The organism is Fusobacterium sp. (assembly GCF_032477075.1).
Taxonomy (GTDB): Bacteria; Fusobacteriota; Fusobacteriia; order Fusobacteriales; family Fusobacteriaceae; genus Fusobacterium_A.
This window is the reverse complement of sequence record NZ_JAWDXO010000009.1, coordinates 40,827-63,428: the sequence shown is the minus strand read 5'-3', so window position 1 is coordinate 63,428 and position 22,602 is coordinate 40,827. Positions and strand designations below refer to the sequence as shown.

The following is a 22,602-nucleotide window of genomic DNA, read 5'->3' as shown; positions in this document are numbered from 1 at the left end:
TACCATAGAGGATTTGGATATTACCAGTAAAAATACTCAAAATAATATTGATACTATTAAAATACGTTTATTCCCAGATGATTCTTTAAATAAAGATGCAGTTGATGAAAAAATTAAAGACATTATTGAAGATAATAAAGAAGAAATCCTTTTTGAAAATGAAGATTTTACTGAAGATGAAAAAATTGTTTCAATCGATAATAAAATTTCTGATGAAATTGTTTCTGTAAATAAAGATATCATTGAAGATGAAAAAATCATCTCAACTGATGATAATATTTCTGATGAAGCTGTTTCTGTAAATAATATTTCTAAAGAAAATACTGATCCTAGACATGTAATTATCTCAGCTGATAATTCATCTTTTGAAAGTGGTCTCGAAATTAAATATACTTCATTACAGCTTAGAAATTTTCCAATTAAATATAAAAATTTCTCTGAAAAAATGGATTTTGATGAAATAGTAAATATTGGTACCACTTCAATAAAGATTGGAAATACTGTTATCCATAATGTTTTATTAAAAATATTAGTGTATGGAAAATTCAAATTATTAGAAATAAAAACCAGAGAATTTAAACTGGCTCTAAGTATAGAGCTTAATGATAAACAAACTCTTGTTAAAAAAGATGATTACTTTAAATATAATATATACGATAAAGTTAAAACTTCTCGCCTTAGTGAAGTGGCAGAACTTTTCAAAAAGGTATTTGCTGGAGAAAATATTACTTTTAAATATAATCAACTTATAGGAGATATCTCTTTTGAAAACAGGCTTGAAGTTTACAAATTTACCATCATATCTGAAACTATCAACTCATATAAGTTTATAACTAAAGAATTAGAGCTTTATAAAGAAAAAAATATAAATGAGGTTAAAGATACTTTTTATACCCTTTTTCTTTTAAATTCTTATTTGAAAAATGAAAAGCTTTCTAATTGGGTTAATTTCAGAATAAAGAATAATTATAATATACTTTCAGGAGATATATTAAGTTTTGAAAAAACTCATAAACTTCATCTCCATGGAATAAATTTTGATTTGAAAGAACATGTTAAACTTATGGAACCTGTTTCTTCTAGAGAAATAAATGAAAAGAATGAAATATGCTGCTATAGAAAAGCAGTGGAAATAACCTTAGAAAAAATAAAAAAAATCTGATATGAAGAGGTGAAGTATGTCTGACTTATTAGAGAAAGATCAGTTTTTCAAAAACTTTTGTATTGATGAAGAGTATTTTGTATCTACAGGATTGGTCTGGGATGAATTAGTAAAGATATATGAAAATTATAATAAACTTGTTCCTTATCTTGAAAAAGAAGCAGAACATATAGTATCAAAGCTTATAGATGTACCTAATGTACACTCAGTAAGAAGAAGAGTAAAAAAGCCTGAACATCTTATAGAAAAGATAATTCGTAAAGGAAGTAAATATGTCAGCAGGGGAATTTCTGTAGAAACATACAAAAACATAGTAACTGACCTCATAGGTATAAGAGTTCTTCATTTATTTAAAGATGATTGGAGAGGAATTCATGAGGAAATAATGAAATTATGGGAAATAAGAGAGACCCCTCAAGTAAATATAAGACGTGGAGATTACAATGTGGATCATCTTCAGGAAAGTATTTCAGAACTGAATTGTGAAATAGTTGTAAGGGATCATGGTTATCGTTCTGTACACTATCTTATTGGAATTCCTGTAACAAGCCATGATGAAATTCTTGTAGAAATACAGGTTAGAACAGTTTTTGAAGAAGCATGGAGTGAGATAGATCACCTAATGAGATATCCATACGACATTGACAATCCTATCATTACTGAATACCTTGGTATCTTTAATAGAATTGTAGGAAGTGCTGATGAAATGGGAACTTTCATTAAAAATATGAAATCTCAATTCACTGTACATCCAAGCGAAGACACTCACTATAGAGAACTTGACAATAAATTCAAATAGTGATTAAAAATCTTCAATATTATTTTAAATATTGAAGATTTTTTATAATTTATGATAATTCTTAGTTTATTTTATGGAAATTAGGAGGAATTAAATGAAATACTTTAAAAATATTTGTCTTATTTCAGCTTCTTTTCTTTTGATTAGCTGCAATAATTCCTACATTAAAAATAAGACTCCAAAAACTAATACACCACCAAAAACTGTTCCTTCAAAAGTAGTAAATAAAACTCCAAAGGAAAAACCTATTACTAAGACTACTGATTATGCTGTTATTCATTATATCAGCAATGCTAAAAATTCAAATCTAAAAAATGAACTTTTAGCCAATGAAATGGATAAAATAAACTCAAAGATTAAAAGAGATGATAAAGTTAAAGTAATTTCTCTTCTGTCAAATGATGATCAGTATTCTTCTCAATTTCAAAATTTCTGGAATAAATTTCTCACTTTAAATCTTAAAGGAAATCCAGATTCTTTTATCAATTCTCAAGCTGTAGAATTAGCAGGAAAAATACTATTGGTAAAAGATGAAAAAATATCTATTATAGCTTCTGAACAAGAAAATTTATACTTGACAGGTGCTCTGTTGTATATAAAAAAAACTTATCCTGATTTTAATAAACTGGATATTAATATTTATTCTATAGATTCTCCGCTTAATATAAAAGAGTATACAAAAGGATATAAAAATTTACATTTTAAATATTATAAAATACAAGAAGACCAACTTATGAAAGATGAAAAGTTTTCTTTTCTAAGCTGATTTCTGTAATTACAGGGGGATGTTTTTATTGGAATTAAAAAAACAAATGAAAAGATTTTTTATACTCTATTTTTGCGTTAATGTTATTAACAACCTTATTCATCCTATCACTCCTGCATATGTTGAATCTTTAAATATGCCTGACTATGTTTTTGGTTTAATGTTTGCTACAATGTCTTGTTCTAACTTTTTGTTTTCACCTTTCTGGGGAGAGTTAAGTGATAGGAAGGGAAGAGTCACAGTTATAAGAATATGTATGGTAGGTTATGCTATTGGGCAGTTTGGATTTGCAGTATGCAGCTATTTGCCTTTTATTTTATTCTTTAGATTTTTTGCTGGTATATTTTCAGGGGGATTTTTAGTAACAGCTCTTGCATATATCTCTGATATGACTGAAGGACATGAAAGAATTAAAAGTTTATCTTTTTTTGCTGCATTGGTTACATTGGCAGTATCTGCAGGATTTTTTATAGGAGGATTTGTTGGTAAAGTAAATATTTATTATACTTTTATGCTTCAAGTACCCTTACTCCTTGTTGAAGCCTTTTTATTTAAAATTTTACTTCCTGAAAGTTTAAGTGAAGAAAAAAGAATAAAAGAAAAGATAAATTTCAAAAAAATAATGAAGATAATAGATATAGAAAAAGGAAAGGATATTCTTACTTTTCCCATTATAATATTTTTCATTGGGGTTATACTTACTGAATTTTCCAGAGTTGGTTTTAACAATAGTTTTAACTTTTATATAAAATCTGCTCTCAATCTCCCACCATCATACAATGGCGGTATAATGGGAATGATTGGTATTCTTGGACTTTTCGCTAATCTTACTATAAATATGTGGCTTGCTAATAGGTTTAATTTAAGAAAAATTTTCCCTGTGGTACTTTTTTCAAACAGCATTATGGGAATATTTGTTCTTGTGTTTAGTTCTAAAGTATTTATCTTTTTTCTATTTAGTGTATTGTTTTATATATTCAATGCAATATATGTACCTATACAGCAATCATTATTTACTAGGGGGCAAAGCAGTAATTATGGTCTTCTGTCAGGATATTTTAATTCAGCTAAATCCTTTGGAATGATAACAGGTTCATTATTTACTGGATTTATATATGAAATAAACAAACTTCTGCCTTTTGCAGCAGTTACAATAATTTTATTTCTTGCTGGTACAGTATATATGTATAACTATTTTCAATACAAAAAAATTGAATCATAAAATTATATAAAAAGGGGGAAGATTATGAATGATGAAACTAAATCATCATATTTTTCAAGGGGAACAGTTGTATTTACTCTAGCAATGATATACTGTGTTCTTGGAGGCAGTGCTTTTCCTGGAATAAAACTCGGATACACTCTTTTCAATATCAAATCTGGAGCTACTGCTGCTATCATTTTATTTGCTGGTTTACGTTTTACACTGGCAGGTATAGCTACAATAGCTGTTGGAAGTATTATACATAAATCCCTTTTATTTCCAGCTAAGGGCAATTTTTCTAAAATAGCATTTCTCGGATTTATTCGTACTACAATTTTTTACTCATTGATGTATCTTGGACTTGCTGGTACAAATGGAATAAAAGCCTCTGTTATAAATGGAACCAATCTGGTTTTTGCTATGCTGGCTTCTTGTTTTATTTTTCGTCAGGAAAAGTTCACTAAAATAAAATGTATTGCAGGATTATTATGCTTTTCTGCTATTGTACTCTTGAATTTAGATGGAGATTTTACTTTTTCTTTTGCTTTCAGAGGAGAGGGATTACTCCTTTTAAGTGCAGTGGTATTTGGTCTTTCAGATTGTATAACTAAAATGTTTTCAACAAATGAGAACGCTGTTACACTGAGTGGATGGCAGTTTTTGATAGGTGGTTCTTTTCTTCTATTAATAGGATTCGGATTAGGAGGAAGACTGCATATTGAAAATATTGAAGCTTTTTTCATTCTTTTTTATCTGGTATTTGTTTCTTCTGTTACATTTGTCACTTGGGGAATACTTTTAAAATACAATCCTATCTCAAAAGTAGTTGGCTATAAAGCTATGGAACCTATATTTGGAACTTTATTATCTGCAATAGTTCTTTCTGAATATCACAGTCTTGGACTAGAAACTATTGCTGCCCTTGCTCTTGTGTGTACAAGAATTACACTTTTAAACTGTTATAATAAATAATGCTTTATTTAAAATAAAGAGAGTAACTTTTAAATAGAACTTTAGAAATTTTCCAGTAGAAAGATTTATTATTAATTTTGTTTCTAAAATATAAAAGAATAGTTGAAGGATTACAAGAGTTCCACTGTTGCATCTCAGTAATTATATAAATCCTTCTAATTTCCAAATTTCTAAAATTCATTTAATCTATTGTTACTCTCTTTTTTATTTTCTAATATATCTGGTATCTAATAAACTACTGCATAAAAAAACAGGATACATCTTTCGACATACCCCATTTAAATTTTTATCTATATAGTACTCCAATATCTTTTCTATAGCATTTATCTGTAAATTCAATCTTTTCAGCATCTGCATAAGCTTTAGCTCTTGCATCTTCTAAGTCATTTCCTACAGCCACTACATTTAATACTCTTCCACCATTAGTTAGAAGTTCTCCATTTTCCAGTTTAGCTCCAGCTACAAAAACCATATTGTCTGCTTTTTCTATTCCAGTTATTGTATATCCTTTCTTATAAGCTTCAGGATATCCACCAGAGGCAAGAACTACACAGCAGGCTGACTTATTGCTCCACTTTACATCAGCAGTGTCTAATTTCCCTTCTAAGCCACTTTCAAGAAGTTCTACAAAGTCTGATTCAAGTAAAGGCAATACTACTTGAGTTTCAGGGTCTCCCATTCTCATATTATATTCAAGAAGATACACTCCCTTTTCATTTATCATAAGACCAAAGAAAATAACTCCTGCAAAATTCATTCCTTCAGCTTTGATACCTTCTAAAGTTGGATTCATAATTCCTGTAATAAAAGCATCATATACCTCTTTAGTTACATAAGGATTAGGAGCTATTGTTCCCATTCCTCCAGTATTTAATCCAGTTTCCTTTTCTCCTATCTTTTTGTGATCCTTAGCAGATATAAAAGGAAGTATAATTTTAGAATCTGTAACTGACAATATAGAAGCTTCCACTCCATCTAAAAATTCTTCAACAACTATTTCCTCTCCTGCACTGCTGAATACCTTATCTACCATGATTTCATCTACAGCTTTCAGAGCTTCTTCTAAATTCTGACAGATAAGCACTCCTTTTCCTGCTGCAAGTCCGCTGGCTTTTACAACCAATGGAAATTCACAAGTTTTTATATATTCTTTTGCTTTTTCAGGACAAGTAAATATTTCATAGGCAGCAGTTTTTACTCCATACTTTTTCATAAAATCCTTTGCATATGCTTTTGACCCTTCCAAAAGAGCAGCTTTTTTATCTGGTCCGAATATTTTCAATCCTTTTTCTTGGAATTTATCTACTATTCCATCTACAAGAAGTTCTTCACTTCCTACAATAGTCAGGTCTATATTTTCTTTCACAGCAAATGCTAAAAGCTCATCTATTCCTTTTATATTTACATTTTCTCCTTTTGGAAGTGTTGCAGTTCCTCCATTACCAGGAGCACAGAAAACTTTTTCTACATTTTTGTTCTGGCTTACTTTCCAGCAGATAGCATGTTCTCTTCCACCACTGCCAACTACTAATATTTTCATATTTTAATATCTCCTTTGTATTAGTGTTTAAAGTGTCTCATTCCAGTGAATACCATTGAAATCCCATGCTCATTACATGCTTCAATAGATTCCTGATCTCTCATAGATCCACCTGGCTGAATGATAGCTTTTATTCCAGCTTTTGCACATTCATCAACAACATCTCTGAATGGAAAGAAAGCATCAGAAGCAAGGATAGCTCCTTTTACTTTATCTCCTGCTCTTTCTATTGCCTGTTTAGTCGGCCATATCCTGTTAGTTTCACCATTTCCAATTCCTACTGCCATCATATCTTTTACCACTACAATAGCATTTGATTTTACATGTTTTACCACTTTCATTCCAAATATAAGGTTTTCCATTTCTTCAGCAGTTGGAGCTTTTTCTGTAACCGCTTCATAATCAGTAGTAAAGCTTAGGTCTTCATCCTGAATAAGAAGTCCTCCGTCTACCTTTACCATATTAATTTTATCCTGTGGTATATGTTTACATTTTATAACTCTAAGATTTTTCTTAACTTTAAGTACTTCTAAAGCCTCATCAGTAAATGATGGTGCTATAACAATCTCTAAGAATATTTTTACCATTTCTCTAGCTGTATCAGCATCTACTTCTCTATTTAAAGCTACTATTCCACCAAAAATAGATACAGGATCGCATTCATAAGCTTTTATATAAGCCTCATGAGCATCATTACCTATAGCCGCTCCACAAGGAGTGGAATGTTTTAATCCACAGCAGGCAGGCTGAGTAAATTCGCATACAGTTCTCCAAGCTACATCCATATCTCTTAGATTATTAAATGAAAGTTCTTTTCCATTTAATTGTTCAAAATCCTTCATAGCTCCAGTATCAGTAGTAGATACATAATATGCTGCTTTCTGGTGAGGATTTTCCCCATATCTAAGGTCCATTAATTTTTCATATGAAGCATTTAAATATTTAGGCATCTCATCTCCCAGCAAGAATTGAGATATAGCTGCATCATAAGCTGATGTCAGATTAAATACTTTTCCAGCCAGCCTTTTTTTAGTTTCAAATGTAACTTCTCCAGCTTCCATCTCTTTCATTACTGTTTCATAATCAGCAGTATCACTTATAACTACTACATCATTAAATGATTTAGCAGCAGATCTCAGCATAGTAGGTCCACCAATATCAATAAATTCTACTTTTTCTTCAAAAGTAAGATCTTCGTTTACTTTTTTAAAGAAAGGATAAAGATTTACAACTACCATATCAATAGTAGATATCCCTCTTTCTTTAATAGTTGCCATATGTTCAGCATTGTCTCTTATAGCAAGTATTCCCCCATGAATAACTGGATGAAGAGTTTTTACTCTTCCATCAAGCATTTCTGGAGCTCCAGTAACTTCAGCAACCTCTATTACAGGTACTCCATTTTCCTTTAAATGTTTATATGTTCCACCTGTTGAAATTATTTCTACTCCATGTTTAACTAAAAAGTTAGCAAATTCTAATATACCATTCTTATCAAAAACTGATATCAATGCTCTTTTCATCAACTTTTTCTCCTTTTTATCTCTCTGATATTATTTTAGAAATAGATTTTGGTAAAAGTTTGTGCTCTTCTACTAATATTCTTTTTTGAAGAATTTCAGCTGTATCCCCTTCCATTACAGGAACTTTTATTTGAAAGATTATCTCTCCACTATCCACACCTATATCCACATAGTGAACTGTGCATCCGCTTTCTTTTTCTCCTGCTGCAAGGACTGCCTCATGTACTTTTATTCCATACATTCCAGGTCCTCCAAATTTAGGAAGAAGTGATGGATGAATATTAATTATCTTCCCTTTCCATTTTTCCACAAATTCTTCATCAATTATAGATAAAAATCCTGCAAGAACTATAAGATCTACTTCTTTTTCAGAAACAACTCTGTCTATCTCCCTGCATAATTCTTTTTTAAAAACTTTTCTGTCAAGAATACAGCTTACTATCCCTTGTTCAGCTGCTCTCTCCACTCCATAACACTCTCTGTCTCCAATGACGCAAGCTATTTCACAAGCTAGCTCTCCGCTTTTTGACTTCTCTATTATAGATTGAAGATTGCTTCCTCCTCCTGATACTAATACTGCTATCTTAAACATAGGCCTTTCTCTCCCTTTTGAACATATCCTATTTCAAAAGCTTCCTCTCCATATTTTTCCAATTCTTCTATTACTCCATCTTTATCTTTAGGATTTACTACCAAAACAAATCCTACCCCCATATTGAATGTACCATACATTTCATTTTCAGGTATTTCTCCCTCTTTTTGAATATATTTAAATATGTCAAGAACTCTCAATTTATCTTTGAAAACTACTGGTTGATGTCCTTCACTTATAGTTCTGGGAAGATTTTCAGGAAGACCTCCTCCAGTTATATGAGCCATTCCTTTTATATTATATTTTTCCAATACAGCTAATACAGGTTTAACATATATTTTTGTAGGTGTTAAAAGAGTTTCACTGATAGGTTTTCCATTAAAATCCTTAGTATAATCAGTTATTATTTTTCTTACTAATGAGAATCCGTTGCTGTGTACTCCAGAAGAAGGAATTGCTATAAGGATATCTCCTTCAGAAGTTGTACTTCCATTTACTATTTTAGATTTTTCCACTGCTCCTACACAGAATCCAGCAATATCATAATCTCCCACTTTATAGAATCCAGGCATTTCAGCAGTTTCTCCCCCTATAAGTGCAGCTCCTGCCTGATAACAACCTTCTGCAACTCCTGATACAAGTTCAGCAGCCACTTCAGCATCTAGTTTTCCACAAGCCAGATAGTCTAAGAAGAATATAGGTTGTGCTCCATGACAAAGTACATCATTTACACACATAGCCACAGCATCTATTCCTACTGTATCATATTTTTTTGATGTCAATGCTACTTCAAGTTTTGTTCCTACTCCATCAGTTCCAGAAACTAATACAGGATTTTCATATTTTCCCAATTCATACATAGCTCCAAAACTTCCAAGTCCATTCAGTACATTGCTGTTTTGAGTTTTAGCTACTGCTTTTTTCATAAGTTCTACTGCCTTGTAACCTTCTTCTTTATCCACTCCAGCTTCTTTATAAGAAATTGCCATTTTTTCCTCCCAAATAATTTTCTACTCTTCTGTTGGTGTACACATAGGATATATTCCATTGAAACATCCTACACAATAATCTTTGCAATTTAATGATTTCAGCATATTATCCATTGACAAATAATCCAATGTATCAGCATTTATTTCTTTTCTGATCTCATCAACTGCCATTTTCGCAGCTATAAGTTCATCTCTGTGTGCTGTATCTATTCCATAGAAGCAAGAATATTTAACTGCTGGGGAAGCTGATCTGAAGTGAACTTCTTTAGCCCCTGCTCTTCTTATGATATCAATAAGTATTTTACTTGTTGTTCCTCTTACTAGAGAATCATCAATAATTATAACTCTTTTTCCTTCAAGCTGCACTCTCAATGGGTTAAGTTTTACCATTACGGCCTGTTCTCTCAAAGCTTGAGTTGGTTTAATAAATGTTCTTCCTATATATTTATTTTTAATAAGTCCCATTGCATAAGGTATTCCACTTTCTTCAGCATAACCAATAGCTGCTGGAATTCCAGAATCTGGTACTCCAATAACAATATCAGCCTCTATTTTCATTTGTTTAGCCAAAAGTCTTCCAGCTTTTACTCTTGCTTCATATACATTTATTCCATCAATAATGCTATCAGGTCTAGCAAAGTAAATATGCTCAAATGAACAAGGTGCTACTTTATTCTTTTCAGCATATCTGATTGACTTAACTCCTGATTCGTCTATAATTACCATTTCTCCAGCTTCTACATCTCTTATTAGATGTCCCCCAATAGAATCAATGGCACAAGATTCAGAAGCAAGGAAATAATCTCCCTCTTCATTCATTCCAAGACATAGAGGTCTGATTCCATATGGATCTCTTACACCAATAAGTTTGTTATCTGCCAGTATTACAAGAGCATAAGCCCCTTTTATTGCTCCAACTGTACTTCTGATTGCTTCTTCAAAGCCATTCATAGCCTTTCTTGCAACCATTTTTATTATAACTTCTGAATCAGTAGTAGATGTAAAAGTAGCTCCTCCATCTTCCAATAATTCTCTTATTACTTTAGTATTAGTCAGATTTCCATTGTGAGCAACTGCTATTTGTCCAAGCTTAAATCTGCTTTCTAAAGGCTGTGCATTTTCTATTTTACTTTCACCAGTAGTAGAGTATCTTACATGTCCAATAGCTGCATTTCCTTTTAAATTATTCAGAGTTTCCTGTGTAAACACATCTGCAGTAAGCCCCATACCTTTATATGTTATTAATTCTCCATTATTTGAAACAGATATTCCTGCACTTTCCTGTCCTCTGTGTTGAAGAGCATATAGGGCATAGTAAGTTAATTGTGAAACTTCTTTTTGGGTTTTGCTGTATACTCCAAAAACTCCACATTCCTCTTCCATTTTGTCCTTTGCCAACATCATTTCTGTGCAGTTCATTATTCAGCCCCCAATCTTTTTAAGACTTCTATATATGCTTCTTCAATTCCACCTAAATCTCTTCTGAATCTGTCTTTATCCAATTTCATACCAGTTTCTTTATCCCATAATCTGCAAGTATCTGGAGTGATTTCATCAGCAAGAAGAATTTCCCCTTTGCTGTTTTTACCAAATTCTATTTTGAAGTCAACTAAAGTAATTCCTATTTTATCAAAAGAATTTTTTAACAGATCATTGATTTGTCCAGTTATTCTATAGATTTCAGCTAATTCTTCATAAGTAGCAAGTCCCAATGCAACTGCATGGTGATCATTAATTAGTGGATCTCCATAAGCATCATTTTTGTAGCATATTTCAAATATAGTATTTACAGGCTTAGTTCCTTCTTCTACCCCCACTCTTTTAGCCATTGACCCTGCTATAACATTTCTCACTATTACTTCCAAAGGAAATATTTTTACTTTTTGACAAAGCTGATCTCTGTCATTAAGTACTTCTACTAAATGTGTTTTAATTCCATTTTTTTCAAGCATTTCAAATAACATAGCAGTTATTTTATTATTCATTATTCCTTTATTTTCTATAGTTCCTTTTTTAGCTCCATTTCCTGCTGTTGCATCATCTTTGTAATGAATAATAACCAGATTTTCATCATCAGTTGAGTATACTTGTTTAGCTTTTCCTTCATAAATAAATTCTTTTTTTTGTGCAGACATTTCTTTTTTCCTCCTAGAAATAATTAATGTATAAAAATTTAAAAATTTTTGATTAAGTTATTTTATAGTTCTACCCCAGTTTCATTGTCAGCTATAAATTTTGCTTTCATATCCTTTCTGAATTTTACAAGTTTTTCCTTTAATTCAGGACACTTTAAAGAAAGCATTTGTACTGCAAGCATTCCAGCATTATATGAGTTATTAACTCCAACTGTTGCCACTGGAATAGATTTAGGCATCTGTACTATTGAAAGAAGTGCATCCATTCCATTAAAAGCAGCTTCAATTGGTACTCCTATTACAGGAAGTACAGTTTTAGAAGCTATTACTCCAGGAAGATGGGCAGCCAGCCCAGCTCCTGCTATTATTACTTCATATCCATCTTTTTCCAGTTTTTCCAGTGTCTCTTCTAATTTTTCTGGTACTCTATGAGCAGAAAGAACATGAGCAGAATACTCAATTCCAAACTCTTTTAAGCAGTTAGCTGCTCCCTTCATTTTATCTGTGTCTGATTTACTACCAAATATTATGGCAACTTTCATTTTTTACTATCCTCCTGAGAATATCTATTATTTAAAGTATTTAACTCCATTTTCAAATATTTTTTGCTCTTTGTTTCCAGTGATATTTTTGAAAATGTTTTTACCTGCTCTTTCAGAGTGTCCCATTTTACCAAATACCTTACCATCTATTGAAGTTATCCCCTCAATAGCACATGTAGAAGCATTAGGATTGAATCTGAATTCATTAGTAGGAATTCCTTCAAGATTTACATACTGAGTAGCTACCTGTCCATTTTCAAATAGTTTCTTGATAACTTCATCATTAGCAAAGAATCTTCCTTCTCCATGTGATACGGCTATTTCAAATTCCTCTCCTGTTTCAATTCCTGCCAGCCATGGTGATTTATTTGAAGTAACTTTTGTTTTTACTATTTGAGAAACATGTCTGCCTATTTTATTAAATGTAAGAGTAGGTGAATTTTCTGTAACTTTTCCAATTTCTCCATATGGCAGAAGTCCTGATTTTACAAGAGCTTGGAATCCATTACAAATACCTAGTATCAATCCATCTCTTTCAAGGAATTTAGCTATTGCTTCTGCTACCTCAGGATTTGTAAGGACAGTTGCAATAAATTTTCCTGATCCATCTGGCTCATCTCCAGAACTGAATCCTCCTGGGAACATAAGTATTTGTGAATTATTTATTTCTTTTACCATTTTTTCTATTGAATCATTGATATAATCCTGAGTTATATTTCTGAATAAAAGTATATTAGCCTCTGCTCCAGCTTTTTCAAACACTCTAGCTGAATCATATTCACAGTTAGTTCCTGGGAATGCTGGCACTAATACTCTTGGTTTAGCAATTTTATTTTTACATACTATTATTTCTTTCTTCTCATATGGTGTCCAGATGTGGTTTTCTACTTTTTCTATTGTCTTGTGAGGGAATACTGGGAATAGTTTATCCAGCCATACCTTTTCTCCTTCAGTCATACATATTTCTGTTTCTCCAACTACAATCTTGTATTCTTTTATTGTTTCTCCCAACAGTTCTACATTTTTACCTGTAAGCTCTTTAGAAGTTTCTACCACAAATATTCCATATCCTAATTTAAACAATTCATCTCCAAGGTCAGCTATCTTAGCTCCTACTCTGTTTCCCAGAGTCATTTTGCTTACAGCTTCAGCTATTCCTCCTCTTTTTAGAGTCATTGCTGAAAGAATAGTTCCATTTTTAATATTTTCATATACAAACTCAAAGTTTTCTTTAAGTTCTTCTATATTTGGCATATAGCTGTCAAGCATATGATGTTTTACTAAATATATTTTATTTCCAGCAGCTTTAAATTCAGGTGATATAACAACACTTGCTTTTACAGGAGTTACTGCAAAAGAGATAAGCGTAGGTGGTACATGAATATCATTAAATGTTCCGCTCATTGAGTCTTTTCCACCAATAGCTGGAATACCAAATTTTCTTTGAGCTTCTATTGTTCCTAATAATGCTGAGAATGGTTTTCCCCAGTTCATTGGATTCTGTCCAAGTTTTTGGAAATATTCCTGGAATGAAAGTCTTACAGTCTTATAATCTGCTCCTGCTGCAACTAATTTAGCAAGAGATTCTACTACTGCATAAGCTCCTCCATGGAATTGCGACCAAGATGAAAGCACTGGGTCATATCCCCAAGTAATAGCAGATGCTGTATCAGTTTCACCTTTTAACAGAGGTATTTTCTGCACACTTACATCAGTAGGCGTCATTTGATATTTTCCTCCGAAAGGCATAAGTACAGTTGTAGCTCCAATTGTAGCATCAAATATTTCCATAAGTCCTTTTTGAGAAGCTACATTTAAAGAAGATAGCATATTCAGCCATTTTTCTTTAATATCTGTTCCTTCAAATTTAACTTCATTCAATGGAGTATCCTCTTTTATATCTTCAACTTCTACAGTAGTTTCCTGAGTAACTCCATTAGTATCAAGGAATTCTCTTGAGATATCTACTATCTTTTTACCTTTAAAGTTAAGAACAAGTCTGTTGTCATCAGTTACTGCTGCAACTTCTGTTGCTAAAAGATTTTCTTTTCCTGCAAGCTCCATAAATTTTTCTTTATCTTTAGCTTCAATTACTACTGCCATTCTCTCTTGTGATTCAGATATAGCAAGTTCAGTACCACTAAGTCCAACATATTTAGTAGGAACTACATCAAGATTTATATCAAGACCTGGAGCTAATTCTCCAATAGCTACTGATACTCCTCCAGCACCAAAGTCATTACATTTTTTTATAAGTTTAGTAACTTCTGGATTTCTGAATAATCTTTGAATTTTTCTTTCTTCTGGTGCATTTCCTTTTTGAACTTCTGCACCACATAATCTCAATGAATCTCCTGTATGCTCCTTAGATGAACCAGTCGCTCCTCCACATCCATCTCTTCCAGTTTTTCCTCCTAAAAGAATTACTATATCCCCTTTAGAAGCATTCTCTCTTCTTATCCAGTCAGCAGGTACAGCACCAACTACTGCTCCTACTTCCATTCTTTTTGCTTTATATCCATCGTGATATATTTCACATACGTGTCCAGTTGTAAGTCCAATCTGGTTCCCATATGCTGCATATCCACTTGCAGCCCCAGTAGTTATTTTCTTTTGAGGAAGTTTTCCAGGAAGTGTATCTTCCAGTTTTTCCAATGGATTACCAGAACCAGTTACTCTTATTGCCTGATAAACATATGATCTTCCTGATAATGGGTCTCTTATAGCTCCTCCCAGACAAGTAGAAGCTCCTCCAAATGGTTCAATTTCTGTAGGATGGTTATGAGTTTCATTCTTAAACATAAGAAGCCATTTTTCCATTTTTCCATCTACATCTACATCTATATATACAGAGCAGGCATTGATTTCATCAGACACTTCCAAATCATCAAGTTTCCCGCTTTTTCTCATTTCTTTTCCACATATAGTTGCCATATCCATAAGAGAAATATATTTCTTTTCAATTCTTTCTCCATGTACAAATTCTCTTGCTTTTAAGTATTCATCAAAAACTTTCTGAAGTGTATCTCCAAAAGAAGATTTTGGAAATACTATATTCTTAATTTTTGTTTCAAATGTAGTATGTCTGCAGTGATCTGACCAGTAAGTATCCAATACTTTTATTTCAGTTTCAGTAGGATCTCTTTTTTCTGTATTTTTAAAATACTCCTGAACAAAAGCCACATCTGCCAATGTCATAGCTAGTCCTAATTCCTCTTTAAAAGTTTTTAATTCATCTATGCTGTAATTTATAAAGCCAGTAAAAACAGGAACATCCTGTGCCCTTTCTCCCTCTTCTGTCTCTAATTTAGTAAGATCTTTCTCTCTCATTTCAACTGGGTTGATATAATATTTTTTAACTTTTTCTATATCTGCCTCTGTTATCTCTCCTTCAAGAATAATAACTTTTCCACTTGTGACAGAAACATTTTGATTTTTATCAGATATCAGATTTAAACACTGCATAGCTGAATCTGCTCTCTGATCGAACTGTCCTGGAAGAAATTCTACTGCAAAATATCTAGCTCCTTTAGTATCAAGAGTTTCAGTTACAGTATCAGTAACTATTTCTGAAAATATAAGTTTTTCTGCTTCTGCTAATTCAGCAGATTCGATATCAAACACATCATAGCAATTAAGAAGCCTTACTTTTGAAAGTTTTAAATCTTGAAAACTTTCCTTTAATTCATTTTCTAATCTCTTAGCTTCTAAATCAAATCCGGTTTTCTTTTCAACATAAATACGATAATTCATCGTGCCCCCTGCAATTATATTTTAATAATTAATCTCTTTGCTTTCAATCAAACTAGAATAATCCATCAATTTTTCCATTTTCATCAATGTCTATAGACTCTGCTGCCGGTTTTTTAGGAAGTCCAGGCATATCTATTATATCTCCAGCCATGGCCACTATAAATCCTGCTCCAGCTGATATTCTCAATTCTTTTACAGACACTGTAAATCCTGTAGGTCTTCCTAAAAGTGCTGCATTATCTGACAATGATTTTTGAGTTTTTGACATACATACTGGAAGTTTTCCATATCCTAGTTCATCTATAATCTTAAGCATTTTCTTAGCAGTTCCAGCAAATTCCACTCCATCTGCTCCATATATTTCTTTTGCTATTTTTTCTATTTTTTCTTTTATACTTATATCTAAATCATATAATGGAGTATAGTTATCTGTTCCTTTTTCCAGTTGAGCAAGTACTTCTTCAGCAAGAGCAATTCCTCCTTCTCCTCCTTTGGCCCATACTTCGCAAAGAGCTACTGGTACTCCATACTCTCTACAATGTTTATCAACAAATTCAAGCTCTTTCTCAGTATCACTTACAAATCTGTTGATGGCTACTACTACTGGTAATTTATACTTTTTCATATTTTCTATATGTTTATCTAAGTTAGCTATTCCCTTTTCTAATGCTTCAAGATTTTCTTCAGAAAGTTCTTTAGCTCCACCATGATGCTTCAAAGCTCTTACTGTTGCTACTACAACCACACAGTTAGGAGTAAGTCCACCTTTTCTGCATTTTATATCTAAGAATTTTTCTGCTCCAAGATCAGCAGCAAACCCAGCTTCTGTTATTGTATAATCAGAAAGTTTAAGTGCAAGTTTAGTAGCCAGTATAGAATTGCATCCATGAGCTATATTTGCAAAAGGTCCTCCATGAATAAATACTGGTGTATTTTCTAATGTCTGTACAAGATTTGGTTTAATTGCTTCTTTAAGAAGTGCTGTAATAGCTCCTTCTATTTTTAGTTCTCCTACTTTAAGAGCTCTTCCATCTCTTGCATATCCAAATACCATACTTTTTATTTTATCTTTAAGATCTGAAAGTGATGTAGCCAGACATAATGCTGCCATTATTTCAGATGCAACAGTAATTTGAAAAGAACTTTCTCTAGGAATTCCATTGGCCTTTCCTCCAAGTCCTATCACTATATTTCTAAGTGCTCTGTCATTCATATCCAGAACTCTTTTCCAAGTTATTTTTGTAAGATCTATATCAAGAGCATTTCCAGAATTGATATGATTATCTATACAGGCTGCTATAAGATTATGAGCAACTCCAATAGCATGAAGATCTCCTGTAAAATGTAAATTTATATCTTCCATAGGTATAACCTGTGAATAACCTCCTCCAGTAGCTCCTCCTTTCATTCCGAAAACTGGCCCCAATGATGGTTCTCTAAGAGCTGCTATAGATGATTTTCCAAGTTTATTAAGTGCCTGTGTAAGTCCAACTGTAACAGTTGATTTCCCCTCTCCAGCAGGAGTAGGTGTGATAGCTGTAACTAGTACCAGTTTTCCATCTTTTTTACTCTCTAGGTTTTTAAGTACTTTCAAATCTACTTTAGCCTTGTATTTCCCATATTGTTCGATGCTGTCTTCATCAAGTCCTATTTTTTTAGCGATTTCCTTAATGTTGACTATTTTAGCTTCCTGTGCAATTTGAATATCCGTTTTCACAAATTTCCTCCCTTGAAATTTTATATAAATAATTAAAAAGGCCTAAGTACACACTCATTCCGTTAAGTGCACACTTAGACCTTTGTTTTATTCTTAGGTTGATTTACTATATTTTTATTCTGTCCTATTTTCTTTTTTATTCTTTTATGAGATAACATAGTATAATCCTCCTTTAAATTGCTTTTGCCACTTCATTTCAAATATTATTTTAGATGAAGTAAATCTTTTTTTCAAAAAATCAAAAAACAAAGATTAACTATGCTTACTTCACCCATAGCAGCTATTTTAAGGTTAGCCGTAGAAACTCCTGTCCATATTACAGGTATATATGAGTCTTTTATTACCTTACTTTTAGAATATCATATATACTGAATTTTGTCAAAGTAAATGTGACAAAGAAAGAAAAGTTTAATTTACACTGCTGTAATTATATATTTTTTTTATTTGTGGAATTTTTATTTAGATAAATGTGCGATTAATCCTTCAATAGCAAATATATATCCCTCTTTTCCAAAACCACAGATTTGTCCTATACATGCAGGGGCAGTATATGATTTATGTCTGAATTCTTCCCTTTGGTGAATATTTGAAAGATGAATCTCTACAGTTGGAATATTTATACTTTTTATAGCATCATAAAGAGCTATTGAAGTATGTGTATATGCTCCTGGATTTATAACTATACCATCATATTTTTCAGAATATGCTCTTTGAAGTATATTTATCATTTCCCCCTCTATATTACTTTGAAATATATTTATTTCAATATTACAACCATTGAATTTGTCCTTAATATATTCACATACATTCTGATAATTCTCTTGCCCGTATATATTCTTTTCTCTTATGCCTAAAAAATTTAGATTAGGTCCATTCAATACCATTATTTTCATTATATCTCTCCCTATTATCCTATAAAATTATCTGCTAAATAGCTATAAAGTTCTTCTCCCAATGAATCATCAAATTTTGTTTCCTGCCATATTTCCTGTGCTTTTATTGCCTGCTCTATCAGCATATGCAGTCCATCTGCACATTGGAGTTTATTTTTTTCAGCTAATTTTAAAAATTCTGTTTTTAAAGGGTTGTAAATTATATCCACTGCTGTTCTAAATCTTTTTATAACTTCCTCATCTACTGGGGAAATTTCAACATTAGGATACATTCCCACAGGTGTTGTATTTATTATGACATCTCCTTCCAGAAAATTTTCATAGACAGCCAGATTAATATAAGGAAAAATTCTTAAAAGATCAGTAAGTTTACTTGAAAGAGTTCTTGATACTACTGTTATGCTTTCTGCTCCTAAGTCGTGAAGAGCTGTTATTACAGATTTAGCTGCTCCACCAGTTCCAAGTATGACACATCTCTTATTTTTTACCTCTATCTCCCCTCTTTCTAAAAGTCTTATAAATCCATAATAGTCACTGTTATAACCATAACTTTTTCCAGATTTTATTTTAAGAACATTTATAGCTCCTATTTTTTCTCCTTCTTCAGATAAAAAATCTATTTTAGAAAGAAGTGTTTCTTTATATGGAATAGTTATATTTACACCTTCTATTCCCATTATTTTCATACCTTCTATTATATTTTCAGCATTTTTTTTCTCTATCTCATAAAGTGAATAATATCCTTTTATTTTATATCTTTCAAATATATATTGATGAATAACTGGCGAAAGAGAATGTCCAAGTTTCTCTCCTATAAGTCCATAAGTTTTCATATTCCTACCCCTTTGTTTTTTATTTTAAACTTATTATAACATAACTCCATAATAAAAAAAAGAGAATGACCTGGAAGAAAAACATAATTTTAAAACTTTGCTTTATCTTTTGGTCACTCACTTTATTTATAATATTATTTTGTTGTATTTCTTAATATATCTTTATATTCCATATATTCATCTTCTATTTTTTGAAGATATGCTTTTGCTTCTTCAGTTGTTAATATTTTTGCCTGCTGACTGAATCCAACTTTTAATTTTTCAGCATATTCTGGTGTTCCTACTATTTTTTCTGCTACTTCACTCATTTTATCTACTATTGCTGGATCTGTTCCTTTAGGAAAAGCTATAATATATGGGTTGTTCATTTCCATATCCACACCGCTTTCTTTAGCTGTTGGAACATCTCCTAAATATGGATTTCTTTCTCCATTATATTGAGCCAATGCTACCATATCTCCATTTTGTACATAATCTTTTATACTTCCATAAGCTATAGAAGCTACATCTATTCTTCCACCTAACAAGTTTGTAACTTTTTCAGATGTTGAACCTATATCTGCAAGTTTTAATTTCACTCCTGTTTTATCTTGAAGAATCAATACCTGCAAATGAGAAAATCCTCCAAATTCAGTTCCATAAATTACACTTTCAGGATTAGCCTGACTCTTTTCTATAAGGTCTTTCAATGAAGTAATTCCTGATTGTTTGCTTGCTACTAATACTGATCCTCCATCTATTGCTGGAATACATGCTACATCAAATTCTTTAAAATCATAATCTGATATTCCAGATACATAGTTTACTACCATTGGTCCTGAATGAGTAAATAGAGCTTTGTACCCATTTGCTGGTGTTCCTTTTATATTTTCTGTAGCTGCAAGTCCAGAAGCTCCTGGCATATTAGTTACAACTAATGGTTTTTTAGTTTCTTTTTCAAAAAATTCTCCAAATGTTCTAGCATTAAAGTCTGTATCTCCACCAGCTGATGCATGAAGAACTACTTCTACAGGTTTATTAGGCCATACTGCTGCTGCATCTTTTCCTCCATCTTTTTTTCCTCCACACCCTGCCAATATCGTTGCTGCACATAATCCCATTAAAAATAATTTTCCAATTTTCTTCATTAATAAATACCTCCATTTTATATATTTATGCCATTTTCATTACTTTACATTTTCTACAATATCCAAATAATAAATATCCTAGATATAGAATAGTTGCTACTAAAAATACACAAGCTATTGGTTTTGAGAAAAAATTCAATATATTATTATTAGAAAGTATAAGCCCTCTTCTCAAATTCTCTTCTGCCATTCTTCCTAGAATAAATCCAATTATAAATGGTGACTGAGGTACTTTAAATTTAACAAATATATAACCTAAAATACCAAATACCAGAATAGCTATGACATCAAATCCTCTGCTTGCCAGAGCAAAAGCTCCAACTGTTGTAAATACTGTAACAATAGGAAGCAGTACATATTTAGGTACTCTCAGCACTTGAGCAAATATTCTTAATCCAAAGAACTCTACTATCAGCATAAGAAAAGCTCCTATAAACATAGCTGCAAATATTGCAAATACCAATGAAGCGTTATTTTTAAATAATAATGGACCTGGCACAATACCATGTACCATAAAAGCTCCTAATAATACTGCTGTTGCTCCATCACCTGGTATCCCTAAAGTAAGAAGAGGAATCATTGCTCCACCTACTGAAGCATTATTTGAAGCTTCAGAAGCAACTACTCCATCTGGTATTCCAGTTCCAAACTTTTCAGGATATTTTGATCTGCTTTTTATAACATTATATGCTATAAGATTAGATGTAGAACCTCCAATTCCTGGTATGATTCCTATAACAATTCCTATAACAGAAGCCACTAATGCGTTCCATTTTTGCGCTGCAAATTCTTTTAATGAAAATCCAAATCCTTTGACATTTTTCATATTTACTTCTATTTTTTCCTGCTTAGTAGAAAATTTGATAGTTTCAGATGTAAGAAGTATCTCTGTTATAGCAAAAAGTCCTATTAATACTGTTAGTGTATTAAATCCTCCTACTAATTGAGGATTTCCAAATGTAAATCTTTTTACAGCATCTGTAGGTGATAATCCCACTGTTGCAAATCCTATTCCCATAAATGCAGCGAAGAATGCTCTAGGCAAACTGCTTCCTGCTAATGAAGTGATAAGTATAATTGCAAATATAGCAATTGAAAAATATTCATGCGGTCCAAATTGTAATGCAACTTTTGCAAGAAGTGGTGAAATAAATACAAGTGCTAAAGTACTTACAACAGTTCCTATAAAACTGAATACTACTCCCATTCCCAGTGCTTCCATAACCCTGCCATTATTTTTCATTGGCAGTCCATCAAAACATGTGGCAATTGATGAAGGCGTTCCAGGAATACCTAATAATATTGCTGAAATAAGTCCTCCAGAAGTTCCTCCTATGTATAGGGATATTAAAAAACATATTCCTACAGCAGGAGACATTGCATATGTAAATGGCAGACCCAAAACCAATCCCATAACTGTAGACAGTCCTGGAACTGCTCCAAATACTATTCCTACAGCAGTTCCCACTAACATAAGTATTAATGTATATGGCTGCAATGCTGTTAACAGTCCTTCTCCAAATAATTCAAACATTTTTTCTTCCCTCCCTTATTTTCTTTATAAAAGTGTATCAAGCAATCCGCCAGGAAGGAAGATACTAAATCCAAAATAGAATAGATAATATATTCCTACAGAAAAAAACAGAGAAATTATTAAGTAAACAACTTGATTTTTCCTAACATATCCAGGAGTTAATATATTCATTTCTAAGAAAAGAAATAAAAAAGTCATTATAATGAAACCTACACTAGAATAAAGTAAAATATATAATGCTATTAAGGCAAATGTACATACCACTGTTTTTTTATCAAATTCTTTTTTTTCAATTTTTTCTTTTGGACTTCTAAGACCTGTTCCAATTTGCAGTATTCCAACTATTATAATTAAAACACTGATAAGAGATGGTACAAATCTAGAATCAAATAGCTGTGATCTTGTTCCTGGAATTTTAAGCACTAATATGCCATATCCTATTCCGCATAAAAGCATAATAATTCCCAATACAGTATCTTTATTTTCCCAATTTAAGCTTTTGCTACTCATTAATCTCCCCT

General features: G+C 31.9%; 19 protein-coding genes and 1 riboswitch. Of the genes, 5 read left to right on the top strand and 14 right to left on the bottom strand.

The window, feature by feature from the left end; all coding sequences use genetic code 11:
• Positions 1-13 precede the first annotated feature (13 nt).
• From E6771_RS05710 to E6771_RS05690, 5 genes are all read left to right on the top strand, one after another.
• On the top strand, positions 14-1,162 hold the full coding sequence (locus tag E6771_RS05710; RefSeq protein WP_316090215.1) for a hypothetical protein: 1,149 nt from the start codon (positions 14-16) through the stop codon (positions 1,160-1,162).
• Between the two features lie 16 nt (positions 1,163-1,178).
• Positions 1,179-1,961, top strand: a complete 783-nt coding sequence (locus E6771_RS05705; RefSeq protein ID WP_316090213.1) for a GTP pyrophosphokinase — start codon at positions 1,179-1,181, stop codon at positions 1,959-1,961.
• Between the two features lie 94 nt (positions 1,962-2,055).
• Positions 2,056-2,727, top strand: a complete 672-nt coding sequence (locus E6771_RS05700; protein WP_316090212.1) for a hypothetical protein — start codon at positions 2,056-2,058, stop codon at positions 2,725-2,727.
• Between the two features lie 46 nt (positions 2,728-2,773).
• Positions 2,774-3,949 carry an MFS transporter gene (locus E6771_RS05695; protein ID WP_316090210.1) on the top strand — a complete coding sequence of 392 codons (1,176 nt, stop codon included), beginning with the start codon at positions 2,774-2,776 and terminating at the stop codon, positions 3,947-3,949.
• Positions 3,950-3,973: 24 nt separating this feature from the next.
• Positions 3,974-4,903, top strand: a complete 930-nt coding sequence (locus E6771_RS05690) for a DMT family transporter (protein ID WP_316090209.1) — start codon at positions 3,974-3,976, stop codon at positions 4,901-4,903.
• A 286-nt stretch (positions 4,904-5,189) separates the two neighbouring features.
• Here the strand turns inward: E6771_RS05690 and purD are convergent, their stop codons facing one another.
• The 14 genes from purD to E6771_RS05620 form a co-directional block, all read right to left on the bottom strand.
• Positions 5,190-6,443: a phosphoribosylamine--glycine ligase gene (gene purD, locus E6771_RS05685; protein WP_316090208.1), complete on the bottom strand. Its 1,254-nt coding sequence runs from the start codon at positions 6,441-6,443 to the stop codon at positions 5,190-5,192.
• A 20-nt stretch (positions 6,444-6,463) separates the two neighbouring features.
• Complete coding sequence (purH, locus tag E6771_RS05680; RefSeq protein ID WP_316090206.1) at positions 6,464-7,969, bottom strand: bifunctional phosphoribosylaminoimidazolecarboxamide formyltransferase/IMP cyclohydrolase; 1,506 nt, start codon at positions 7,967-7,969, stop codon at positions 6,464-6,466.
• Positions 7,970-7,982: 13 nt separating this feature from the next.
• Positions 7,983-8,558, bottom strand: coding sequence for a phosphoribosylglycinamide formyltransferase (gene purN, locus E6771_RS05675; RefSeq protein WP_316090203.1), 576 nt, complete (start codon positions 8,556-8,558; stop codon positions 7,983-7,985).
• Positions 8,546-9,547, bottom strand: coding sequence for a phosphoribosylformylglycinamidine cyclo-ligase (gene purM, locus E6771_RS05670; RefSeq protein WP_316090202.1), 1,002 nt, complete (start codon positions 9,545-9,547; stop codon positions 8,546-8,548). The genes purN and purM overlap by 13 nt, the downstream gene beginning before the upstream one ends.
• A 21-nt stretch (positions 9,548-9,568) precedes the next feature.
• On the bottom strand, positions 9,569-10,966 hold the full coding sequence (purF, locus tag E6771_RS05665) for an amidophosphoribosyltransferase (protein ID WP_316090199.1): 1,398 nt from the start codon (positions 10,964-10,966) through the stop codon (positions 9,569-9,571).
• Positions 10,966-11,682 (bottom strand): phosphoribosylaminoimidazolesuccinocarboxamide synthase, encoded by a 717-nt coding sequence (gene purC / locus E6771_RS05660; protein WP_130890461.1) that lies wholly within the window; start codon positions 11,680-11,682, stop codon positions 10,966-10,968. The genes purF and purC overlap by 1 nt, the downstream gene beginning before the upstream one ends.
• Positions 11,683-11,744: 62 nt before the next feature.
• Positions 11,745-12,224 (bottom strand): 5-(carboxyamino)imidazole ribonucleotide mutase, encoded by a 480-nt coding sequence (gene purE, locus E6771_RS05655; RefSeq protein WP_111711112.1) that lies wholly within the window; start codon positions 12,222-12,224, stop codon positions 11,745-11,747.
• 27 nt (positions 12,225-12,251) lie between these two features.
• Positions 12,252-15,977 carry a phosphoribosylformylglycinamidine synthase gene (locus tag E6771_RS05650; protein ID WP_316090197.1) on the bottom strand — a complete coding sequence of 1,242 codons (3,726 nt, stop codon included), beginning with the start codon at positions 15,975-15,977 and terminating at the stop codon, positions 12,252-12,254.
• 52 nt (positions 15,978-16,029) lie between these two features.
• Entirely contained in the window at positions 16,030-17,694 is a 1,665-nt protein-coding gene (locus tag E6771_RS05645) for a formate--tetrahydrofolate ligase (protein WP_316090196.1), read from the bottom strand.
• Between the two features lie 254 nt (positions 17,695-17,948).
• Positions 17,949-18,046, bottom strand: a riboswitch (purine riboswitch).
• A 103-nt stretch (positions 18,047-18,149) separates the two neighbouring features.
• On the bottom strand, positions 18,150-18,587 hold the full coding sequence (gene aroQ, locus E6771_RS05640; protein WP_316090194.1) for a type II 3-dehydroquinate dehydratase: 438 nt from the start codon (positions 18,585-18,587) through the stop codon (positions 18,150-18,152).
• 14 nt (positions 18,588-18,601) lie between these two features.
• The gene (gene aroE, locus E6771_RS05635; protein WP_316090192.1) at positions 18,602-19,420 is read right to left on the bottom strand and encodes a shikimate dehydrogenase; all 819 of its coding nucleotides are present in this window, start codon (positions 19,418-19,420) and stop codon (positions 18,602-18,604) included.
• 134 nt (positions 19,421-19,554) lie between these two features.
• The gene (locus E6771_RS05630) at positions 19,555-20,547 is read right to left on the bottom strand and encodes a tripartite tricarboxylate transporter substrate binding protein (protein WP_316090190.1); all 993 of its coding nucleotides are present in this window, start codon (positions 20,545-20,547) and stop codon (positions 19,555-19,557) included.
• Positions 20,548-20,572: 25 nt separating this feature from the next.
• Positions 20,573-22,081 carry a tripartite tricarboxylate transporter permease gene (locus tag E6771_RS05625; protein WP_316090188.1) on the bottom strand — a complete coding sequence of 503 codons (1,509 nt, stop codon included), beginning with the start codon at positions 22,079-22,081 and terminating at the stop codon, positions 20,573-20,575.
• 24 nt (positions 22,082-22,105) lie between these two features.
• On the bottom strand, positions 22,106-22,591 hold the full coding sequence (locus E6771_RS05620; protein ID WP_316090186.1) for a tripartite tricarboxylate transporter TctB family protein: 486 nt from the start codon (positions 22,589-22,591) through the stop codon (positions 22,106-22,108).
• Positions 22,592-22,602: the final 11 nt, after the last annotated feature.